The 20,561-nt window shown below is 59.5% G+C and carries 16 protein-coding genes; 9 read left to right on the top strand and 7 right to left on the bottom strand.

What is annotated here, in order from left to right; translation table 11 throughout:
- Positions 1-214: 214 nt before the first annotated feature.
- Positions 215-2,497 (bottom strand): adenosylcobalamin-dependent ribonucleoside-diphosphate reductase, encoded by a 2,283-nt coding sequence (locus ACR0CR_RS15745; RefSeq protein ID WP_480600787.1) that lies wholly within the window; start codon positions 2,495-2,497, stop codon positions 215-217.
- A gap of 129 nt (positions 2,498-2,626) precedes the next feature.
- Here ACR0CR_RS15745 and ACR0CR_RS15740 point away from each other — a divergent pair, with 129 nt between their 5' ends.
- A complete protein-coding gene (locus ACR0CR_RS15740) occupies positions 2,627-3,058 on the top strand; it encodes a DUF1489 family protein (RefSeq protein ID WP_480600784.1) in 432 nt (143 codons plus the stop codon).
- Here ACR0CR_RS15740 and hisG read toward each other — a convergent pair.
- The 3 genes from hisG to hisS are packed head-to-tail and all read right to left on the bottom strand — an operon-like array spanning position 3,055 to position 6,320.
- Complete coding sequence (gene hisG / locus ACR0CR_RS15735; RefSeq protein WP_480600783.1) at positions 3,055-3,744, bottom strand: ATP phosphoribosyltransferase; 690 nt, start codon at positions 3,742-3,744, stop codon at positions 3,055-3,057. The two genes, ACR0CR_RS15740 and hisG, sit on opposite strands and share 4 nt — an antisense overlap.
- Positions 3,741-4,829 carry an ATP phosphoribosyltransferase regulatory subunit gene (locus ACR0CR_RS15730; protein ID WP_480600781.1) on the bottom strand — a complete coding sequence of 363 codons (1,089 nt, stop codon included), beginning with the start codon at positions 4,827-4,829 and terminating at the stop codon, positions 3,741-3,743. The genes hisG and ACR0CR_RS15730 overlap by 4 nt, the downstream gene beginning before the upstream one ends.
- Positions 4,830-4,832: 3 nt before the next feature.
- Positions 4,833-6,320: a histidine--tRNA ligase gene (gene hisS / locus ACR0CR_RS15725; RefSeq protein WP_480600780.1), complete on the bottom strand. Its 1,488-nt coding sequence runs from the start codon at positions 6,318-6,320 to the stop codon at positions 4,833-4,835.
- Positions 6,321-6,444: 124 nt separating this feature from the next.
- Here hisS and ACR0CR_RS15720 point away from each other — a divergent pair, with 124 nt between their 5' ends.
- The gene (locus ACR0CR_RS15720; protein ID WP_480600778.1) at positions 6,445-6,639 is read left to right on the top strand and encodes a SlyX family protein; all 195 of its coding nucleotides are present in this window, start codon (positions 6,445-6,447) and stop codon (positions 6,637-6,639) included.
- A 4-nt stretch (positions 6,640-6,643) separates the two neighbouring features.
- Here ACR0CR_RS15720 and ACR0CR_RS15715 read toward each other — a convergent pair whose 3' ends face one another.
- From ACR0CR_RS15715 to dnaE, 3 genes are all read right to left on the bottom strand, one after another.
- A complete protein-coding gene (locus ACR0CR_RS15715) occupies positions 6,644-7,006 on the bottom strand; it encodes a hypothetical protein (protein ID WP_480600776.1) in 363 nt (120 codons plus the stop codon).
- A gap of 11 nt (positions 7,007-7,017) precedes the next feature.
- Positions 7,018-7,227, bottom strand: coding sequence for a YMGG-like glycine zipper-containing protein (locus ACR0CR_RS15710; RefSeq protein ID WP_480600774.1), 210 nt, complete (start codon positions 7,225-7,227; stop codon positions 7,018-7,020).
- Positions 7,228-7,302: 75 nt separating this feature from the next.
- A complete protein-coding gene (gene dnaE / locus ACR0CR_RS15705; RefSeq protein ID WP_480600772.1) occupies positions 7,303-10,830 on the bottom strand; it encodes a DNA polymerase III subunit alpha in 3,528 nt (1,175 codons plus the stop codon).
- A gap of 343 nt (positions 10,831-11,173) precedes the next feature.
- Here dnaE and xdhA point away from each other — a divergent pair, with 343 nt between their 5' ends.
- Genes xdhA through ACR0CR_RS15670 form a run of 7 tightly spaced genes read left to right on the top strand, consistent with a single transcriptional unit; the run spans position 11,174 to position 20,527 of the window.
- On the top strand, positions 11,174-12,532 hold the full coding sequence (xdhA, locus tag ACR0CR_RS15700) for a xanthine dehydrogenase small subunit (protein WP_480600770.1): 1,359 nt from the start codon (positions 11,174-11,176) through the stop codon (positions 12,530-12,532).
- Positions 12,529-14,931, top strand: a complete 2,403-nt coding sequence (gene xdhB / locus ACR0CR_RS15695) for a xanthine dehydrogenase molybdopterin binding subunit (RefSeq protein WP_480600769.1) — start codon at positions 12,529-12,531, stop codon at positions 14,929-14,931. Before xdhA ends, xdhB begins: the two co-directional genes overlap by 4 nt.
- Positions 14,931-15,866, top strand: a complete 936-nt coding sequence (gene xdhC, locus ACR0CR_RS15690; RefSeq protein ID WP_480600766.1) for a xanthine dehydrogenase accessory protein XdhC — start codon at positions 14,931-14,933, stop codon at positions 15,864-15,866. The genes xdhB and xdhC overlap by 1 nt, the downstream gene beginning before the upstream one ends.
- Positions 15,863-17,380, top strand: coding sequence for an ABC transporter ATP-binding protein (locus ACR0CR_RS15685; protein WP_480600763.1), 1,518 nt, complete (start codon positions 15,863-15,865; stop codon positions 17,378-17,380). Before xdhC ends, ACR0CR_RS15685 begins: the two co-directional genes overlap by 4 nt.
- 36 nt (positions 17,381-17,416) lie before the next feature.
- Positions 17,417-18,499 carry an ABC transporter permease gene (locus tag ACR0CR_RS15680; RefSeq protein WP_480600761.1) on the top strand — a complete coding sequence of 361 codons (1,083 nt, stop codon included), beginning with the start codon at positions 17,417-17,419 and terminating at the stop codon, positions 18,497-18,499.
- The gene (locus ACR0CR_RS15675; RefSeq protein ID WP_480600758.1) at positions 18,499-19,419 is read left to right on the top strand and encodes an ABC transporter permease; all 921 of its coding nucleotides are present in this window, start codon (positions 18,499-18,501) and stop codon (positions 19,417-19,419) included. Before ACR0CR_RS15680 ends, ACR0CR_RS15675 begins: the two co-directional genes overlap by 1 nt.
- A 34-nt stretch (positions 19,420-19,453) precedes the next feature.
- Positions 19,454-20,527: a BMP family ABC transporter substrate-binding protein gene (locus ACR0CR_RS15670; protein ID WP_480600755.1), complete on the top strand. Its 1,074-nt coding sequence runs from the start codon at positions 19,454-19,456 to the stop codon at positions 20,525-20,527.
- The last annotated feature ends 34 nt before the right edge of the window (positions 20,528-20,561 follow it).

Genomic DNA, 20,561 nt, shown 5'->3' with positions numbered 1-20,561 from the left:
AGGGCTTGAACAGCTTTAAGAGTGACCGAAACATGATTTTCGCGTCCAAAATTAACCTAAACCCCATACTCAAAATAGAGACGACTTCACCCCGAAAGCACCGTTGTGAAGCCGCTCAATGTACAACCTATGTGTAGATAATGGACCCAAGTTAGAACGAAATGGGCAAACTATGGGTCATTTCACATTTTGCTACGTGCCCCCTCCGTTGCAGCTACCCACATTTGGAATGGCCGCAGCTTCGGCACGTCATGCAGCCTTCGATCATCACCATGTCGAACTGTCCGCAGGACGGACAGGCTTTGCCGCGCGGGGCGTCCATGTTGACGACCTGGGCCTGAGGATCGGATTTGAGGCCCATCCCCTCGCCTTCCAAAAAGCCGATATTGACCATGTGCTGCTCGATCACGCCGCCAATCGCGGCCAAAATTGACGGGATGTACTTGCCCTTCACCCAGGCACCTCCGCGCGGGTCAAACACCGCCTTCAGTTCCTCAACCACAAAGGACACATCTCCGCCACGCCGAAACACCGCCGAAATCATACGGGTCAGCGCCAGTGTCCAGGCATAGTGCTCCATGTTCTTCGAGTTGATAAACACTTCGAACGGACGTCGGCGCCCCCCATGGACGATATCGTTGATCGTCAGATAGATCGCGTGTTCACTGTCAGGCCACTTCAGCTTGTAGGTTGAACCCTCCAACGACTGCGGGCGGTCGAGAGGTTCGGACATGTAAATGACGTCGCCGCCATCGACCTCATGTGGGGCGTCCGCGCTCTCTCCCGGGGCTTTGTCATCGCTCTCGGACACGGTCAGAACTGAACCCGTTACATCGTTCGGGCGATATGTCGTGCACCCCTTGCAGCCCTGATCCCAAGCCTGCATGTAAACATCTTTGAAGGCATCAAAGCTGATATCCTCGGGGCAGTTGATCGTTTTGGAAATCGAACTGTCGATCCACTTCTGCGCCGCCGCCTGCATCTTGACGTGATCTGACGGCGACAGCGTTTGCGCGTTCACGAAATAGTCGGGTAAGGCCACATCGCCGAACTTGTCGCGCCACATCTGGACGGCGTAGTCCACGACTTCTTCCTCGGTCCGAGACCCATCCTTCTGCAGCACTTTTCGCGTATAGGCATAGGCAAAGACTGGCTCGATCCCTGACGACACATTTCCAGCATACAAAGAAATCGTCCCCGTCGGCGCAATCGAGGTCAGCAGGGCATTACGAATGCCATGTTCGCGGATTGCGTCGCGCACATCCTCGTCCATTTGCTGCATGGTGCCGCTGGCCAGGTATTTTTCGGCATCGAACAAGGGAAACGCGCCCTTCTCTTTTGCCAAATCGACCGACGCCAGATACGCGGCGCGGGCGATCGCGAGCAACCAGCGCTCGGTCTGGCGCGCCGCCTCGTCGGACCCATAGCGCAGACCCAGCATCAGCAGAGCATCCGCCAGACCTGTCACACCCAGCCCGATGCGGCGCTTGTCCTGCGCTTCAGCCTCTTGCTCAGCCAGAGGGAATTTCGACGCGTCCACCACGTTGTCCATCATGCGAACAGCGGTGGCGACCAGCTCCTGCAACGCCGCCTCGTCCAAATGTGCCGCTGCTTCGAACGGGTCCGCGACCAGTCGCGCCAGATTGATCGAACCCAACAAGCACGCACCGTAGGGCGGCAGAGGCTGCTCACCGCAGGGATTTGTGGCCGCGATGGTCTCGACGTAGCTCAGGTTGTTGGCCTTGTTGATCCGGTCGATGAAGATCACGCCGGGCTCGGCATAGTCATAGGTGGCCCGCATGATCTTGTTCCACAGATCACGGGCCTGAACGGTGTGATAGATCTTACCGTCGAACACCAACTCCCATGGGCCGCCGGCCTTGACGGCCTCCATGAAGGGATCGGTCACCAGCACTGACATGTTGAACATACGCAGTCGCGCGGGGTCAGATTTCGCGGTGATAAATTGTTCGATATCGGGGTGATCGCAGCGCATGGTGGCCATCATCGCCCCACGGCGCGAGCCTGCGGACATGATCGTCCGACACATCGCATCCCACACATCCATGAAGCTCAACGGGCCAGAGGCATCCGCTGCAACGCCCTTCACGTCTGCCCCGCGCGGACGGATGGTCGAGAAATCGTAACCGATCCCCCCGCCCTGCTGCATGGTCAGAGCGGCCTCTTTCAACATATCAAAGATACCGCCCATGCTGTCGGGCACGGTGCCCATGACAAAGCAATTGAACAGAGTCACCTGACGCGCGGTCCCCGCCCCCGCAGTGATACGTCCGGCGGGCAGGTATTTGAAATCTTCCAGCGCTTCGTAGAATTTCTCTTCCCAATGCGCAGGGTCATTCTCAACTCGTGCCAGATCCCGCGCGATGCGCCGCCAACTGTCTTCGACCGTCTGGTCAATGGGTGTGCCATCCGCTTCTTTAAAGCGGTATTTCATGTCCCAGATCTGCTCGGCGATGGGGGCGGCAAAGCGGCTCATTGGTGATTCCCTGTGCTGAAAGAGATATGAATACTAGACCGGATCACATCTAGACCACAACACCTTGATGACAAGCCGCAGAAGGCTACAATATAGAGATCGCTCTTGGGACGACTCTGTGGGAAAGCTGTGGATAAGTACGTAAACCTCATCAAACTGTCCGTAGGATCGGAAAGCGTTGATACGTTGATGGCTTGGCAGGACAGCCGCAAGCCGCTGTACGAGGACGGCTGCCCACGACATGTCACCCGCATGTGGCCCAAACGCGAGGCCGAGATTCTGAATGGTGGATCAATCTATTGGGTGATCAAAGGCGTCGTCCAATGCCGCCAACGTATCCTGCGACTGGATGAGGTGCGCGGCGAAGACGGCATACGCCGCTGCGCCATCGTGCTGGACCCCGAGGTGCATCGCACGCAAAACGCGTTGAAACGTCCGTTCCAGGGCTGGCGCTATCTCAAACCTGAGGACACCCCCGCCGATCTGCCCAAAGGACGCGCGCAGGACGACGCCCTACCCGAAGATCTGAACCGCGCGCTGGCGGATATCGGGGTGCTTTAGGTCAGCCGATCCAAAAGGTCTGACAGAACCGCTTTGTCATCAGTCTCATACTTGGCCACTCGGCTACGCCACAGCGTTGCCTGCGATTGCAGGATCAGCCCGTCCGACAGAATTTTCAGGTGATTGGCTCGCAACGTCTCACCCGTCGAGGTGATATCGGCAATTGCCTCAGCGGTTTCGTTCACCACTGTCCCCTCGGTTGCGCCCTGACTGTCGACTAGAGTGTAATCGGCCACGCCTGCATCGGTCAGGAACTCTCGGACCAGACGGTGGTACTTGGTCGCGATCCGCAGCCGGTGGCCGTGGGTCTTGCGAAAAGCTGCTGCTGCTGCGTCCAGATCGTCCAGCGTATCAACGTCGACCCAACAGGCTGGTGTGGCGATAATCAGGTCTGCCTTGCCGAAGCCAAGCCGTGAGATTTCTTCCACCTGCTGCTCCCAACGCGGCAGTTTCTCATGCACCAGATCGATGCCTGTCACACCCAGATGAATGCGCCCGGCCGCCAACTCGCGCGGGATTTCGCCCGCCGACAGCAGGATCAGGGAAACACCATCGATGCCTTCGACCTTGCCCGCGTATTCCCGATCCGACCCGCTGCGCGACAGGGTGATACCGCGCTTTTGAAACCAGCCGAAGGTCTTGTCCATCAATCGACCCTTGGAAGGAACGCCCAGTTTCAGGCTCATCGCGTGTCCTCCTCGATCTGAAGCATCAGGTCTGGGCGCAAAACACCGCCGACAGCGGGAATTTCCGCACCACCGCCCAATTGCCGGGTCAGCGCGTCATAGCGCCCCCCCGTTGCGATTGGCGGCAGGTCAGGACGGCCCTCGGCGTAAAACCCAAATACGAAACCGTCGTAATATTCCATCGACGTCCGGCCATACGAGGCTTCGAAGTCCAGCGTGTCCACATCCACGCCGCGCGCCTGCAAGGCGGCGATCCGCGCCTCAAGCCGGTCTAGCGCCGGGGTGATCTGCGGCAGATCCACGGCCACGTCGCGCAACTGTTCAAGCGCAAAAGGCATCGTTTCACGGACGTTCAGCAGCGATTCCAGCCCTGCCAGTTCGTTATCCGAGATCGGTGGTGTGTCGCGATCCTCTCGCAACGCATCGATACGAGCTTCAATCTCAGCGGTACGGCGCTTGCCAATCATCGGAGCACCGCCGGCCAGTGGGTCCCTGGAATCCAACAAGGCGTCGCGCCCCTCAGGCGCGAATTTGCGACCGGCAAAGCGGTCCAGAAGCATCCGAAACCGACGCGGACGCCAGAGGTGGCGCATCAGCGCGTTCTTGCGCCTGTCGGTTGTTTTCAACCCCGCAACCGCTGCGGTCAGGATACCAATATCACCCGTCGCCGCCCGCAGGGGCAAGCCGCGCAATTGCAGGGCGAACAGAGAAAACACCTCGGCATCCGCCCCGGCGGGTTCCTTGCGGTCAAACACCTCGTATCCGACCTGAATGTACTCATTTGGTCTGTCCAGGTCATGCTCCTGACGCCGGAAAACCTCGCCCGAGTAGGTATAGCGCGCGGGCTCGGCCCCGTCGGACATGTGCATTTGAACCACGGGCAAAGTGAAATCCGGGCGCAACATCTGCTCGCCCCGCAATGCGTCTGACGTCACATAGGCACGAGCACGGATGTCCTCACCATAGAGGTCCAGCAATATCTCGGCCGGTTGCAGCAGGGGCGTGTCCACCACTTGTGCGCCCGCAGCTTCGAACCGGACGCGCATCATCTCGGCGCGGGCCTGAATCTGGGAACGGTTCGGCATGACCTAGTCCTGACTGTCCAGAATTTCGCGCACTTTCGCGACCAGATCGCCACGCGATACTTCAAACTGGCTGGGGCGTTCCTTCCACTCTTCCAGAGTGGCGCTTTCGGCGATCTTCGCACCCAAAATCAGGTCCTTGATCTGCACGATCCCGCCCGCTTTTTCGTCGCCCCCTTCGATCACCGCAATCGGAGAGTTCCGCTTGTCCGCGTATTTCAACTGGTTGCCAAAGTTCTTGGGATTGCCCAGATAAACCTCGGCGCGGATACCTGCATTGCGCAGCTCAGCCACCATTGCCTGATAATCGGCCATACGGTCTCGGTCCATCACAGTGACAACCACGGGGCCTTTGGCTTGGGCATCGATCCGCCCCTTTTCACGGAGCGCCGCCAGCAGGCGGTCTACGCCGATGGAGATACCAGTCGCAGGCACTTCCTGCCCGGTGAAGCGCTTGACCAGATCGTCATAGCGCCCGCCGCCCGAGACCGACCCGAACTGCCGCTTGCGGCCTTTCTCGTCGAAAATCTCAAACGTCAGCTCGGCCTCATAGACCGGCCCGGTGTAGTAGCCCAGGCCGCGCACGACGGAAGGGTCGATCTCGATCCGGTCCGACCCATAGCCGCCGGCATCCAGCAGGGCACCGATCTGTTCCAACTCGGCAATCCCATCCGCGCCGATCTTGCTGTCGCCCACGGCGGCACGCAGATTAGCCAGCGTTCCCGCAGTATCCGCAGCCTTCGAGGTCAGGAAGGCAATCACCGGCTCGGCCTGATCTTCGCTCAGGCCTACGCCGTCGATAAACGCGCCCGAGGCGTCCAATCGGCCCTTGGTCAGCAATTCGCGCACACCAGCCTCGCCCACCTTGTCGAACTTATCGATCGTGCGCAGAACGTTATCACGGGCTGCGACGTCTTCGCCGAGCCCCATCGCCTCAAGCACGCCGTTCAGAACCTTGCGGTTGTTGACCCGCACCAGATAATCCCCGCGTGGAATTCCCACGGTCTCGAGCGTATCCGACAGCATCGCGCAAATCTCGGCATCTGCGGCCATCGAGGCCGTGCCTACCGTATCCGCATCACATTGATAAAACTGACGATATCGCCCCGGCCCCGGCTTTTCATTCCGCCAGACCGGACCCATCGCATAGCGGCGATAAGGCGTCGGCAGGTCGTTGCGGTGCTGCGCATAGACGCGGGCCAGAGGCGCGGTCAGGTCATAGCGCAGGGCCATCCAGTCGCCATTGCCGCTATCGTCAAATTCCTGCCACGCAAACACGCCCTCGTTCGGGCGGTCCACGTCTGGCAGGAACTTGCCCAGCGCCTCGACGGTCTCGACCGCGCTGCTCTCCAAGGCGTCAAACCCATAGCGATGATAGACGCCCGCAATCGTCCGCAGCATCTCGGTGCGCTGCGAGACTTCCTGGCCGAAATAGTCGCGAAACCCTTTCGGCGTGACGGCCTTGGGGCGGGGCTGTTTCTTGGGCTTGGCCATGTGGGGCGTCCTTGCGGTTCATGTTCCGCGCGCGGTCTATCCCATGGCCCGCATCGGGGCAAGGCGCGCTTTCGCTGGCATTGACTGAAACGGGCCGCTATGACCTGCGTTGAAGGAGAGCCCAATGCTGCATCTGGAAGAACAGATCGCCCATCTGACCCGCACGGTCGAAGAGCTGAACACGGTGGTGACAAACCAACAGGCCGAGATTGACCGCCTCACCCGCCGGGTCGAGATGCTGTTCCAACGCGAGGCGGAACGCGCGCAGGAAGGCTCGGGCGGGATCGTCTACGGAGATGAGCGCCCGCCCCACTACTGACGGGTCAAAATCCCAGCGTCGATTTCACGGCGTTGTCGACAACGCCGCCCAACAGGGCATGCTTATCAGCGGCGCATCCTTCCGACAGCGCGGCTATGAAAGTTTCGCGCAGCTGGGCTTTTTCTTCATCCGTGGTCGCGTGGTCTTCAATATTGATCTGGCGATTATAGAGCGACAGGGCCGTCATCTTTTCGACAACGGTCACAACAAAGGCTTCGTCGCCGTCCGCCTCTTCGGTGATCGAGGCGCATGTGTAATGCATCACGGGCAATGCATCCTGAACCATCTGCTGCGCGGCCTCATCGGCCACGACGAGTGTCGGCGCACCAAGCAGCATGGCGCAAATCGCAATTTTGAAAGTGCTCATTTTCATCGCGTTCACTTCCAGTTATGTCCAATAATGGCACCGGCCACACCGCCGACTGCCGCGCCCTTGCCATCTCCGACCAAGGCTCCTACACCGGCACCGACCAAAGCGCCCGTTATTGTATTTTTTTTCTTGTCATCGGCCAGGCCGGCGGATGCAAACGTCAAAGAAGAAATCAAAGCCAAAGCAAGAGTTCTGAACGCTAAACCTGATGATGCCATATCGAAGCCCTCCTGTGACATGCAAGCTGGGCTCAGCCTAGCCCTGCATTGCCCCTTAGGCAACAAAGCGTTGGCTCAGATTTCTTCGACCGAGATCACGCCCTCCAGAGATTTGATCGCACCCTTGACTTCGGGGTTGACGACAAAATCCTGCCCCAGATCAATCTCGACATCCCCCGGAAGGGATGGATCAAGCAGGCAGACGTGGACCGGCCCTTTCGACGGTCTTTTGACCGCGCCCTGAGCGTCTTCGAGCACCTTGGCCATCGTCGGAATGACGTGCGCATCGTCCAGGAATACGCGCAGGCCGACTGCGCCTGCATCGGCCACAACCGACTCTACTGGACCCACCGAGCGGCCCAGCAGCTTTAGTTGATCCGCCTCCATCGTCGCTTCAGCGGTCAGAACCACCTGAGCGCCGGTTTCCAGAAATTCACGCGACTTTTCCAATGTTTCCGAAAATAGCGTGACCTCATAGGCACCGGTTGGATCAGACAGCTGCGCAAAGGCAAAGCGGTTGCCCCGCGCCGATTTCCGTTCCTGCCGCCCGGCTACCACACCGGCCATTTTCGCGATCAATGGGCCAGAGCGTGCCTTTTCGGTCACCTCATCCAAGGTCATGACCTTTTTCCGTTTCAAGGCGGGCATATAGTCGTCCAACGGATGGCCGGACAAATAGAAACCGATGGCTTTGAATTCTTCGCTCAGCCGCTCAGCAGGCAACCAATCCGGTGACAGCGAAAGACGTGGCTCGGGCAAGTCATCCCCCGCCTCACCAAACAGAGACACCTGGTTCGAGTTCTTCTGTTCGTGGACCGCCGCCGAATACTGCACCAGCGGATCGAGGCTTTCGAACACGCGGCGGCGGTTTTTGTCGAGTTGATCGAACGCTCCGGCGCGGGCCAGCATTTCCAGAGGGCGTTTGCCGACTTTCTTTAGATCGACCCGGCGGGCGAAGTCGAACAGGTTGACGAACGGCTTGTCACTCATTTCATCCTGCGCGTCTCCGACGCGTCGCCCCTCAACCACCAGGTTCATCGCCTCGACGCCCACATTCTTGAGCGCGCCCAGCGCATAAACCAGTTCGCCGTTCACCACGTCAAAGGTCGATTGAGATCGATTCACGCAAGGCGGCACATAGGGCAATTCCAACCCTTTGCGGACCTCTTCGAAATAGACGGCCAGCTTGTCGGTTAGATGGATATCGCAGTTCATGACGCCTGCCATGAACTCAACCGGATGGTTCGCCTTCAGCCAACCGGTCTGATAGCTGACCACCGCATATGCCGCCGCGTGGGATTTGTTGAAGCCGTAGTTGGCGAATTTATCCAACAGGTTCCAGACCTCGGTCGCCTTGGCCTCGTCGACATCGTTCTCGGCGGCACCCTTGAGGAATTTGGGCCGCTCGGCGTCCATCGCCTCTTGAATCTTTTTACCCATCGCGCGGCGCAGCAGATCCGCGCCGCCAAGGCTGTAACCCGCCATTTCCTGCGCGATTTGCATCACCTGTTCCTGATAGACGATGATGCCTTGGGTTTCGTCCAGAATGTGATCAATGGACGGGTGTAGTGTGTCGCGTTCACTGAGCTTGTTCTTGACCTCACAGAACTTGGGGATGTTCTCCATCGGGCCGGGACGGTAGAGCGCGACGAGGGCGATGATATCCTCGATACAGTCCGGCTTCATCCGCTTGAGGGCATCCATCATACCCGAGGATTCCACCTGGAACACCGCAACCGTTTTGGCCGCCGAATAGAGCTTGTACGTCGCCTCATCATCCAGTGGGATGGCGTTGATCTCATTCACCGCGCCTTCGGCGGGTTCATAAAGCTCGGTGCCATCGGGTGCGATGTGAAGATCGCGCCCGGATTTGAAGATCAAATCCATCGCGTTCTGGATCACGGTCAAAGTCTTAAGACCCAGAAAGTCGAACTTGACCAGCCCCGCCTGTTCCACCCATTTCATGTTGAACTGCGTCGCGGGCATATCCGAGCGCGGGTCCTGATAGATCGGCACCAGCGCATCGAGCGGGCGATCTCCGATCACCACCCCTGCCGCGTGGGTCGAAGCATTGCGCAGCAGCCCTTCGACCTGTTGGCCATAGGTGAGCAGGCGTTCGACAACCTCTTCGTTGCGTGCCTCTTCGCGCAAGCGGGGTTCGTCTTTCAGCGCCTTTTCGATGGAGACAGGTTTAACGCCCTCCACCGGGATCATCTTGGACAGGCGATCCACCTGCCCATAAGGCATCTGCAAGACCCGCCCGATATCGCGCACGGCAGCTTTCGACAGCAGCGCACCAAAGGTGATGATCTGCCCCACCTTGTCACGCCCATATTTCTGCTGCACGTAACGGATCACCTCTTCGCGGCGATCCATGCAGAAGTCGATGTCGAAGTCGGGCATCGAGACCCGCTCGGGGTTCAGGAACCGTTCAAAAAGCAGCGAGTAGCGCAGCGGGTCAAGGTCCGTGATCGTCAACGCATAGGCCACCAGCGAGCCCGCGCCCGAGCCCCGCCCCGGACCCACAGGGATATCATGATCCTTGGACCATTGGATAAAATCCGCAACGATCAGGAAGTACCCGGGAAACCCCATGCCCTCGATGATACCCAGCTCGAAATCCAACCGTTCCTGATATTCCTCAGGTGTCACCGCGTGCGGGATCACCGCCAGACGTTTCTGCAAGCCATCATTGGCAATGCGGCGCAGTTCAGCCACCTCGTCGTCAGCGAATTTCGGCAGGATCGGATCGCGGCGATAGGCCATAAAGGCACAACGACGCGCGATCTCAACCGTGTTTTCAATCGCCTCGGGCAGATCGGCAAAGAGCGTTACCATCTCCTGTTGGGACTTGAAATAATGCTGCGCGGTCAGGCGGCGGCGGCCTTCTTGCTGATCGACATATGCGCCTTCAGCGATGCAAATCAGCGCATCATGCGCCTCATACATATCTGAGGTCGGGAAGTAGACATCGTTGGTGGCAACCAGCGGTAGGTTCTTGGCATACGCCATCTCAACATGGCCGCGCTCGGTCAGGCGTTCGGCCTCGGGCTGTCCGTCCTCGCCCGGATGGCGCTGCAACTCGACGTATAGACGATCGGGGAATATTCGAGCCAAACGATCGACCAAAGCCTCGGCTGCCGGGCGCTGGCCCTGCTGCAATAGCAGTCCCACCGGACCGTCCGGTCCCCCGGTCAGACAGATCAGGCCGTCGGACCGATCCGCCAACTCTTCCAACGTGACCTGCGGCAACTGCCCGCCCTTGTCCACATAGAGGCACGAACTGAGCTTCATCAGGTTCTCATAGCCCACCTCGGACTGCGCCAGCAGCACCAGTGGCGCGGGAGCTTTGGGCTTTTCCCCCGGCTGCGCCTGCACATAGGTCAGATCGACCTGGCATCCCATGATCGGCTGTATACCTGCGCCGCTGGCAGAGACGGAAAACTCCAACGCCGAGAACATTGAATTGGTGTCCGTCACCGCAACGGCAGGCATTTCCATTTTCTCACACAGCCCCGGCAGCTTTTTCAGCCGCACGGCCCCCTCCAACAGGGAATATTCAGTGTGAACGCGAAGGTGAATGAATCGGGTGGAACTGCTCATGTCGCCGAAGCTATCCTAGCAAGCGGCGCAGAAAAAGACGGAACCGCACCTTCGAATTGCCTAAAAAATCGCCAAAGATTATTCGGCTTTTTCAGAAGGTGCTTCGGGACGGGCTACGAGTGATAATGGGAAAATACTTTGAATTCAGCCACCTGAACGCTAAACACGCCAAGTGATTTGGCCCCGCTCCCGCGCAATGGTGCATTAAATAGGCAGTTTTTCTTGCCAGATAACCTGCCCTGTTTCTAACATCCAATGGCAAGCAATTCGCCCGCCGCTCTTTCTACGTCGCATCGAAGGAGGGCCCAACGGGCGCAACAGGGTAACGCGACGGGTTTCTCGAATGAATATCACGTTTCTTCTGAACGGAGAGACAGTGGAACTGGCGGATGTTGATCCGACAGACACCCTGCTGGATTGGCTGCGGGAAGATCGCGATCTGACCGGTACAAAGGAAGGCTGCAATGAGGGCGATTGCGGCGCCTGCACTGTCATGGTGACCGACGAAGACGGGGCCAAGGCGCTGAATGCCTGCATTCTGTTCCTGCCGCAATTGCATGGCAAAGCCATCCGCACCGTGGAAGGGGCCAGCGGACCGAACGGCGAGGCCCACCCGGTTCAGCTAGCGATGGTCGACTTGCATGGCTCTCAATGTGGGTTCTGCACGCCCGGTTTTGTGATGTCGATGGTGGCGGGCCACACGAACGGTGCGACCGACCACGACACGCAGCTTGCCGGGAACCTGTGCCGCTGCACCGGATACGCTCCGATTGTCCGCGCGGCCCAAGCGGTTGAAGACAAGCCCGTCCCGGTCTGGGTTAAAGACAAGCCAATCGCCGCACCCTCACAACCGATGTTGCCCAGTTCGTCCTACGAATTGGCTGAGATTTACGCTCAGCACCCCGACGCGACGTTGATTGCCGGTGCGACCGATGTGGGTCTTTGGGTTACCAAGCAACTGCGCGATCTGGACCCGGTGATATTCCTCAACCGCTGCGAAGACTTGAAGCAAATCTCGATCACTGACCAAGAGATCCGTTTCGGTGCCATGGTTGACATGAACCGCATGGGTGCGGCGCTGGAAGACATCCATCCGTCCTATGCCGAGATGATCCGTCGTTACGCCAGCGTTCAGGTGCGTCATGCGGCCACCGTCGGCGGCAATATCGCAAATGGGTCGCCCATCGGTGACAACCCGCCTGCCCTGATCGCCTTGGGCGCAACGCTGCATCTGCGCAAGGGCGAAACCCGCCGGTCGATCCTGCTGGAAGACTTCTTCCTAGAATACGGCAAGCAAGACCGCGCGCCCGGAGAGTTTGTCGAAGCGGTCAGTTTCCCGCGTCAGCCCGACCGGTTGAAGACATACAAGCTGAGTAAGCGGTTCGATCAGGATATCTCGGCCGTATGCGGGTGTTTCAACATCACAGTGTCGGACGGCGAGGTCACGCAGGCGCGCATTGCGTTCGGCGGTATGGCGGGCATTCCGAAACGGGCCACTCAAGTAGAGGCCGCGTTGATCGGCAATCCCTGGACGCCTGAGACCATCACGGCCGCTCTGCCCGCGTTTGCTGACGACTACCAACCCCTATCGGACATGCGCGCGTCGGCCGCCTATCGGTTGGAAACCGCCAAGGCGATGCTCGAACGCTATTTCCTAGAAGATCAGGGCGAAGTGACCAACGTGTTGGAGGTTTCGGCATGAGCGTGACCAAACCCCTCCCCCACGACGCAGCCCCACTGCATGTTGCAGGCGCAGCGCGTTATGTAGACGACATCCCGACGCCCAAGGGCACGCTGCATCTCGCCTTCGGCCTGAGCCCCATCGCAAAGGGCAAGATCACCGCGATGGACCTATCCGCTGTAAAAGCCGCTGACGGCGTGGTTATGGTCATGACCGCCGACGACCTGCCTTATGCCAACGACGTCTCACCCTCGATTCACGATGAGCCGCTGCTGTCGGACGGCACGGTGCACTATATCGGCCAGCCGGTATTTCTGGTGGTCGCCACCAGCCATCTCGCGGCCCGAAAGGCAGCGCGGCTGGGCAAGATCGACTATGCCGAAGAGACACCGATCCTGACGGTCGAAGACGCATTGGCCGCCAACAGCCGGTTCGAGGACGGCCCGCGCATCTACGCCAAGGGCGACGCCGACGCAGCGATTGCAAGTGCGGCCCACGTGATCGACGGCACATTCGAACTCGGCGGGCAGGAGCATTTCTACCTCGAAGGTCAGGCGGCATTGGCGGTGCCCAATGAGGGCGCGGATATGCTGGTTCACAGCTCGACCCAACACCCCACCGAGATTCAGCATAAGGTGGCCGACGCTTTGGGCGTTCCGATGCACGCGGTGCGCGTCGAAACCCGCCGGATGGGCGGAGGTTTTGGCGGCAAGGAAAGTCAAGGCAACGCTTTGGCCGTCGCCTGTGCCATCGCCGCGCGGGCGACAGGCAAAGCCTGCAAGATGCGCTATGACCGCGATGACGACATGATCATCACCGGCAAACGCCATGCATTCCGGATCGCCTACAAGGCCGGGTTCGATGAGAACGGTCACATTCAGGGCGTCTCCTTCCACCACTATGCCATTTGTGGCTGGGCGCAGGACCTGTCCCTGCCCGTGGCCGACCGCGCCATGCTGCATTCTGACAATGCCTATCTGCTGCCAAATGCACGGATCGAGAGTCACCGGCTGAAAACCAATACCCAATCCGCCACCGCCTATCGCGGGTTCGGAGGCCCTCAGGGTATGGTCGGGATCGAACGTGTGATGGACCACGCCGCGCATGAGCTGGGTCTGGACCCGGTCGAGCTGCGCCGACGCAACTTTTATGAACCTGCGCACAAGGTGGCCGAGGTTGAACAGGTTGAAAAACCCTTGGGTCATCCCGATCCGCATGAGGATCTCACCAGCCGTGGCGCGGTTGAGATGGGAGATGCCCCCGTACGCCCCCTGCCCGCAGGCGGCAACACAACGCCCTACGGCATGGAGGTTAGCGACTTTGAGCTGCACGGCATGACTGAGGCGCTGTTGAAATCCAGCGACTATGCCGTCCGCAAAACTGCGATCGAGAAATGGAACGCCGAAAACAAGGTGATCAAGAAGGGAATCGCCTTCTCTCCGGTAAAGTTCGGCATTTCTTTCACATTGACTCACCTGAATCAGGCGGGCGCGCTGGTGCATGTGTACCAGGACGGCTCGGTCCACCTGAACCATGGCGGCACCGAGATGGGTCAGGGCCTGTTCCAAAAAGTCGCGCAAGTGGCTGCATCCCGGTTTGGCATTCCGCTTGAGACGGTCAAGATCACCGCCACCGATACTGCCAAGGTGCCGAATACGTCAGCCACAGCGGCATCCTCGGGCAGTGATCTGAACGGAATGGCGGTCAAAGCGGCTTGCGACACGATCCGTGACCGAATGGCCGACTATCTGGCCGAGCGGCATCAGGCCGATCCATCGGCAGTCACGTTCAGCGACGGCCACGTTTCAATTGGTGAGGAGCGCTATCCCTTCGCCGAAGCCGCCGCGCTGGCCTATCAGGGCCGGGTCAGCCTATCGGCGACCGGGTTTTACAAGACCCCCAAAATCGAATGGGACCGGATCGCAGGCCGAGGCCGTCCGTTTTTCTACTTCGCCTATGGGGCGTCCGTCACCGAAGTGGCGATCGACACCCTAACCGGCGAGAACCGCATTCTGCGCACCGACATCCTGCATGACGCGGGCGCATCGCTGAACCCCGCACTGGATATCGGGCAGGTCGAAGGTGGCTTTGTGCAAGGTGCGGGCTGGCTGACAACTGAGGAACTGGTTTGGGACGGCAAGGGCAATCTGCGCACGCACGCGCCTTCGACCTACAAAATCCCCGCCTGCTCGGACCGGCCCGACATCTTCAACGTAGCACTTTGGGACGGCGAAAACCGCGAAGACACGATCTACCGCTCGAAGGCGGTGGGCGAGCCACCTTTCATGCTCGGCATCTCGGCCTGGTTGGCCTTGTCCAACGCGGTCGCGGCCTGCGGCGATGCATACCCTGCGCTGGATGCACCTGCCACGGCAGAAGAGGTCTGGCGCGGCGTCCAAAGGATGAAGGGAGGCATCTGATGGGATTTGATCTGGAGGCTTTGAGGGAGGCGGTTAAAACCCACGGAACGGTTGTCCGGGTGGTTGTCGCCGGGATCAAAGGATCGTCTCCGCGCGAGATTGGGGCTGCTATGCTGGTCTGGAAGGATGGGCAAAGCGGAACAATCGGCGGCGGGACACTGGAATATCAAGCCGCCGAGGCCGCGCGCAGCCAAAAATCGCCTTGTCGCCTGACGCATCACGCGCTTGGCCCCGACATGGGGCAGTGCTGCGGTGGCGCGGTATCCTTGCTGAGCGAGGTCTACGACCGTGATGCCGTTGACGCGCTGGACGGCACTGTAGTCGCCCGGTCGCCATCGGGTGGAGACGCGCCACTGTCCGTCAAGCGCCTGCTGGCATCGGCGCGTGCTCAAGGTATTGCCCCCGAACCGCAAATGCTCGACGGCTGGATGGTAGAACCCGTTCACAAGCCCACGCGAGACCTGTGGATCTGGGGCGCGGGCCATGTAGGTCGCGCGCTGGTGGATGTTCTGGCACCGCTGCCAGATCTCGCAATCACATGGGTCGACACAGGTCCCGAGCGTTTCCCAGAAAGCGTTCCAGCCAGAGTGACCACAGTTCCAGCGGCAAAGCCGGCCGAGTTGGTTCGCCATGCACCGACCGATGCCGAGCATCTTGTGCTTACTTATTCGCACAATCTGGATTTGGAGCTGTGTAACCGCCTGTTGACGCACGGTTTCGGGTTTGCGGGGCTGATCGGCTCGGCTACGAAATGGGCGCGATTCCGGTCGCGGTTGGCAGCGCTCGGGCATTCGCCCGAACGGATCAGCCGGATCACCTGCCCGATCGGCGAGCCCGGCTTGGGCAAGCACCCGCATATGATCGCCGTCGGCGTCGCAGCGCAACTATTGCGTCCGGCCCGGCAGACTGAGTTAAAGAAGGACCTGAGCGCGTGACCACTCCACTGCTAAGCTTGCAAGGGCTGACCAAGGCCTATCCCGGCGTCGTGGCCAATGATCAGGTGTCTTTCGACATCGGTGAAGGCGAAGTTCACGCCTTGTTGGGCGAAAACGGCGCGGGCAAATCCACGCTGGTGAAAATGATTTATGGGCTGGTGAAACCCGACAGCGGCACGATGCTGCTGCGCGGTCAGACTTTCACCCCGCCCGAACCCCGCGCCGCTCGGGCGGACGGGATCGCGATGGTGTTCCAACATTTCTCATTGTTCGACGCGTTGAACGTGGCCGAAAACATCGCGCTCGGGATGGAAAACCCACCCCCCATGGGCGATCTCGCCTCGCGTATCCGCGAAGTGTCTGAGACCTATGGCCTGCCGCTTGATCCATATCGCACCGTTGGTGATCTGTCTGCTGGTGAGCGTCAGCGCGTCGAGATCATTCGTTGTCTTTTGCAAGATCCAAAGCTTCTGATCATGGATGAGCCGACCTCGGTTCTGACCCCTCAGGAAGTCGATATCCTGTTTGAAACGCTGAATAAATTGCGTACGGAAGGGACATCCATCCTGTACATCTCGCACAAGCTGGAAGAGATCCGGACGCTGTGCGATCACGCGACGATCCTTCGCCTCGGCAAGAATGTCGGCGAATGTGTTCCGGCTGAGACTTCGGCGCGGGACATGGCCGAGATGATGGTCGGCTCAACCCTGCAAACCCCGGAACGGTCAGGGCGTGAGTTCGGCGAAGTGGCACTGGACGTCAGCGGGTTGTCAGTGCCCTCGCCGTCGGAGTTCGGTACGGCGCTGAAGAACGTCCACATGACGGTACGCAAAGGTGAGGTGCTGGGCATCGGCGGCGTCGCCGGGAACGGTCAGGACGAGCTATTGGGCGTGTTGTCGGGCGAAATCACGACCACGGCGGACGCGATCAAGTTCAATGGGCAGCCGATCGGCAAACTCGGCCCCACCGCACGCCGCAAATTGGGCGTGCTGACCGCGCCCGAGGAACGGCTGGGCCATGCCGCCGCTCCGGATATGAGCCTGACTGAAAACGCCCTGCTGACCGGATCGGTGCGTGAAGGGTTGGAGAATAATGGGTTCCTGAAGTGGGCGGACACCAAGAGTTTCGCGGAAAAGATCATTAGCGCCTTTGACGTGCGCACACCGGGGCCTGAAAACGCGGCTCGGTCACTGTCTGGCGGGAATCTGCAGAAATTCGTGATCGGTCGCGAAGTGTTGCAAAACCCGGACGTGCTGGTGGTGAACCAGCCAACCTGGGGCGTGGATGCTGCCGCCGCAGCCTCGATCCGACAAGCTATTCTGGATTTGGCAGCCAAAGGAACAGCCGTCATCTGCATCAGCCAGGATTTGGACGAGTTGATGGAAATCTCGGACAGTTTTGCCGCGTTGAACGAAGGGCGGCTGAGCGCACCACGCGAAACCACCGGCCTGACCGTTGACGAGATCGGCCTAATGATGGGCGGTGCGCACGGCATGGAGGTGGCCCATGTCTGATTCAAAACAAAGAACGATGACGGGGGTCATGAGCCGATGATTGTGTTGGAGAAACGGCCTCAGCCGTCTAAGGCGTGGTCTTATGCGACCCCTCTGGTTGCCGTGATCGCGACAATGGTGTTTGGAGGAATTCTATTCGCCCTGCTGGGCAAAAACCCGGTCGAGGCCATTGGCACCATTTTCTGGGAACCGCTCTTTGGCGAGTTCGCGTTCTATTATCGCCCGCAATTGCTGGTGAAAGGTGCGCCTTTGGTGTTGATCGCCATAGGTTTGTCGCTCGGTTTTCGCGCGGGGATCTGGAACATTGGGGCGGAAGGGCAATACATCATGGGTGCCATTTTCGGCGCAGGTGCCGGTCTGGCTTTCTACCCTCTGGACGCTTGGTACGTCTTTCCGATCATGGTCATCGCGGGTGCATTCGGCGGCTGGCTTTGGGCGATGATCCCCGCTTTTCTCAAGGTGCGGTTCGGGACCAACGAAATCCTCGTCTCACTGATGCTGGTCTATGTGGCCGAGCAGATGCTGGCCTCGGTCTCACTGGGTCTGCTGAAAAACCCCGAAGGGTTCGGTTTTCCCGGCTCGCGCAACCTGCAATCCTATGAAAGCGCCCATAATGCTGAACTAATTGCCGGATCAGGGATGCACTGGGGCGTTGTCACAGCGCTGATCGCTGTGATCTTTGCCTATATCCTGCTGAACCGCCACATGCTGGGCTTTCACATTCGCTTAACAGGTGAAGCGCCCCGCGCGGCCAAGTTCGCCGGTGTGAACCCGGCGCGGCTGATCCTGTTCTGTCTGGGTCTGTCTGGCGCGCTGGCCGGTCTGGCGGGGATGTTCGAGGTCTCGGGACCTTCGGGCGTGGTCAGCATCGACTTTAACGTAGGCTATGGCTTTACCGCGATCATCGTGGCCTTTCTGGGCCGCTTGCATCCGGTGGGCATCCTGCTGGCCGGAGGTCTGATGGCCCTGACCTATATTGGCGGCGAAATCGCCCAGTCTCAGCTGGGTCTGCCTGCCGCAGCCATTCAGGTATTTCAGGGCATGCTCCTGTTCTTCCTGCTGGCCTTCGATCTTCTGACAAACTACCGCATCCGTGCGGCCCGTAGCGAGGTAGCGTAATGGACCTTGGTGAAATCAATCCCGTTCTTCTGGTCGCCTCGCTGATGGTCGCCGCAACCCCCTTGCTGCTGGCCGCGATTGGAGAGCTGGTCGTCGAGAAAGCAGGCGTCCTGAACCTCGGCGTTGAGGGGATGATGATCGTCGGCGCCATCAGTGGTTTTGCGATCTCGGTCGAAACCGGATCACCCTGGCTGGGCTTTGTCGCTGCGGCTATCGGCGGCGCGGTGCTGTCGCTGCTGTTTGTGCTGTTGACACAGGTCGCACTGGCCAATCAGGTGGCCAGCGGTCTGGCGCTTACCCTGTTCGGTCTCGGTTTCAGCGCGCTGATGGGCCAGGGCTATGTCGGGGTCAAACCGCCCAGCATGGAGGATATTCACATCCCGCTGATCAGCGATATCCCCGTGATTGGACCGATCCTGTTCCAGCATGATCCGATCCTTTATGTCGGTATCGCGCTGACGGCCGCGGTTTGGGCCACCCTGAAATACACCCGCGTCGGTCTGATCCTGCGCGCGGTTGGCGAAAATCACGACGCGGCACACGCGCTGGGATACAAAGTCATCAAAATCCGCATCATGGCGATCCTGTTTGGCGGGGCCTGCGCAGGCCTAGGTGGGGCCTATATCAGCCTGATCCGAGTGCCCCAATGGACCGAGGGGATGACCGCCGGTGTCGGTTGGATCGCGCTTGCGCTGGTGGTCTTTGCCAGCTGGAAACCCTGGCGCGCCTTGTTGGGTGCCTATTTGTTTGGCGGCATCACCGTGTTGCAGCTGAATTTGCAAGCAGCGGGCGTTGCCATTCCTGTCGAGTATCTGGCAATGTCACCCTACATCATCACTATCCTTGTGCTTGTGATCCTTTCGGCCGACAAGAGCAGCGCACCTGCCGCATTGGGCCGGATTTTCCATGCCTCGCACTAGACGGGGTCAACTGAACCAACTTGGGGAGTAACACATGAAATTCACTTCACTTCTGGCAAGCGCCGCCATGGCGTTGGGTCTGGCCTCGGGCGCCATGGCCGACGACAAAACCAAGGTCGGCTTTGTCTATGTCGGCCCCGTCGGCGACGGCGGCTGGACCTATGAGCACAACAAGGGCCGCCTGGCCGTTGAGGAAGAGTTCGGTGACAAGGTTGAAACCGTCTTTGTCGAATCCGTTCCCGAAGGCCCGGACGCCGAGCGCGTCATGACCCAGATGGCGTTGGAGGGCGCTGATCTGATCTTCACCACATCGTTCGGTTATATGGACCCAACGATCAACGTTGCCAAGAAGTTCCCGGATGTGAAGTTCGAGCACGCGACGGGCTACAAGACCGCCGACAACGTCTCGGTCTATTCCGCGCGCTTCTACGAAGGTCGCGCTGTTCAGGGCCACATCGCCGGCAACATGACCAAGTCGAATATCATCGGCTATATCGGATCCTATCCGATCCCCGAAGTGATCCGCGGCATCAACTCGGCCTATCTGCATGCCAAGGCCGTGAACCCCGACGTCGAATTCAAGATCGTCTGGGCCTACACTTGGTTTGATCCGGCGAAAGAAGCTGACGCCGCCACTGTTCTGATTGAACAGGGTGCAGACGTGATCCTGCAGCACACCGACTCGACCGCGCCGCAGGCCGCCGCGCAAGAAGCAGGAAATGTGGTCACCTTCGGTCAGGCCTCGGACATGAGCGAATACGCCCCGTTCCCGCGCGTTTCGTCGATCATTGACGATTGGGCACCCTACTACATCGCACGGACCAAGGCTGTCATGGATGGCACATGGGAAAGCGCCAACACTTGGGATGGCATCCGCGAGGGCATGGTAGCAATCGGCGAGATTTCGGACGCAGTCCCTGCTGACGTCAAGGAAGAAGCGCTGGCGCTGAAAGCTGCGATGGCTGCGGGTGAATACCACCCCTTCACCGGTCCGATCAAGAAGCAGGACGGAAGCGACTGGCTGGCCGAAGGTGAAACCGCAGATGACGGTACGCTGGCAGGCATGAACTTCTACGTCGAAGGGCTGGAAGGCGAAATTCCGCAATAAGCTGCGATCAATTGTAAAGAAAAGGCCCGCATTC

The organism is Ruegeria sp. AM2 (assembly GCF_056540685.1).
This window is presented reverse-complemented; position numbering and strand designations above follow the sequence as displayed.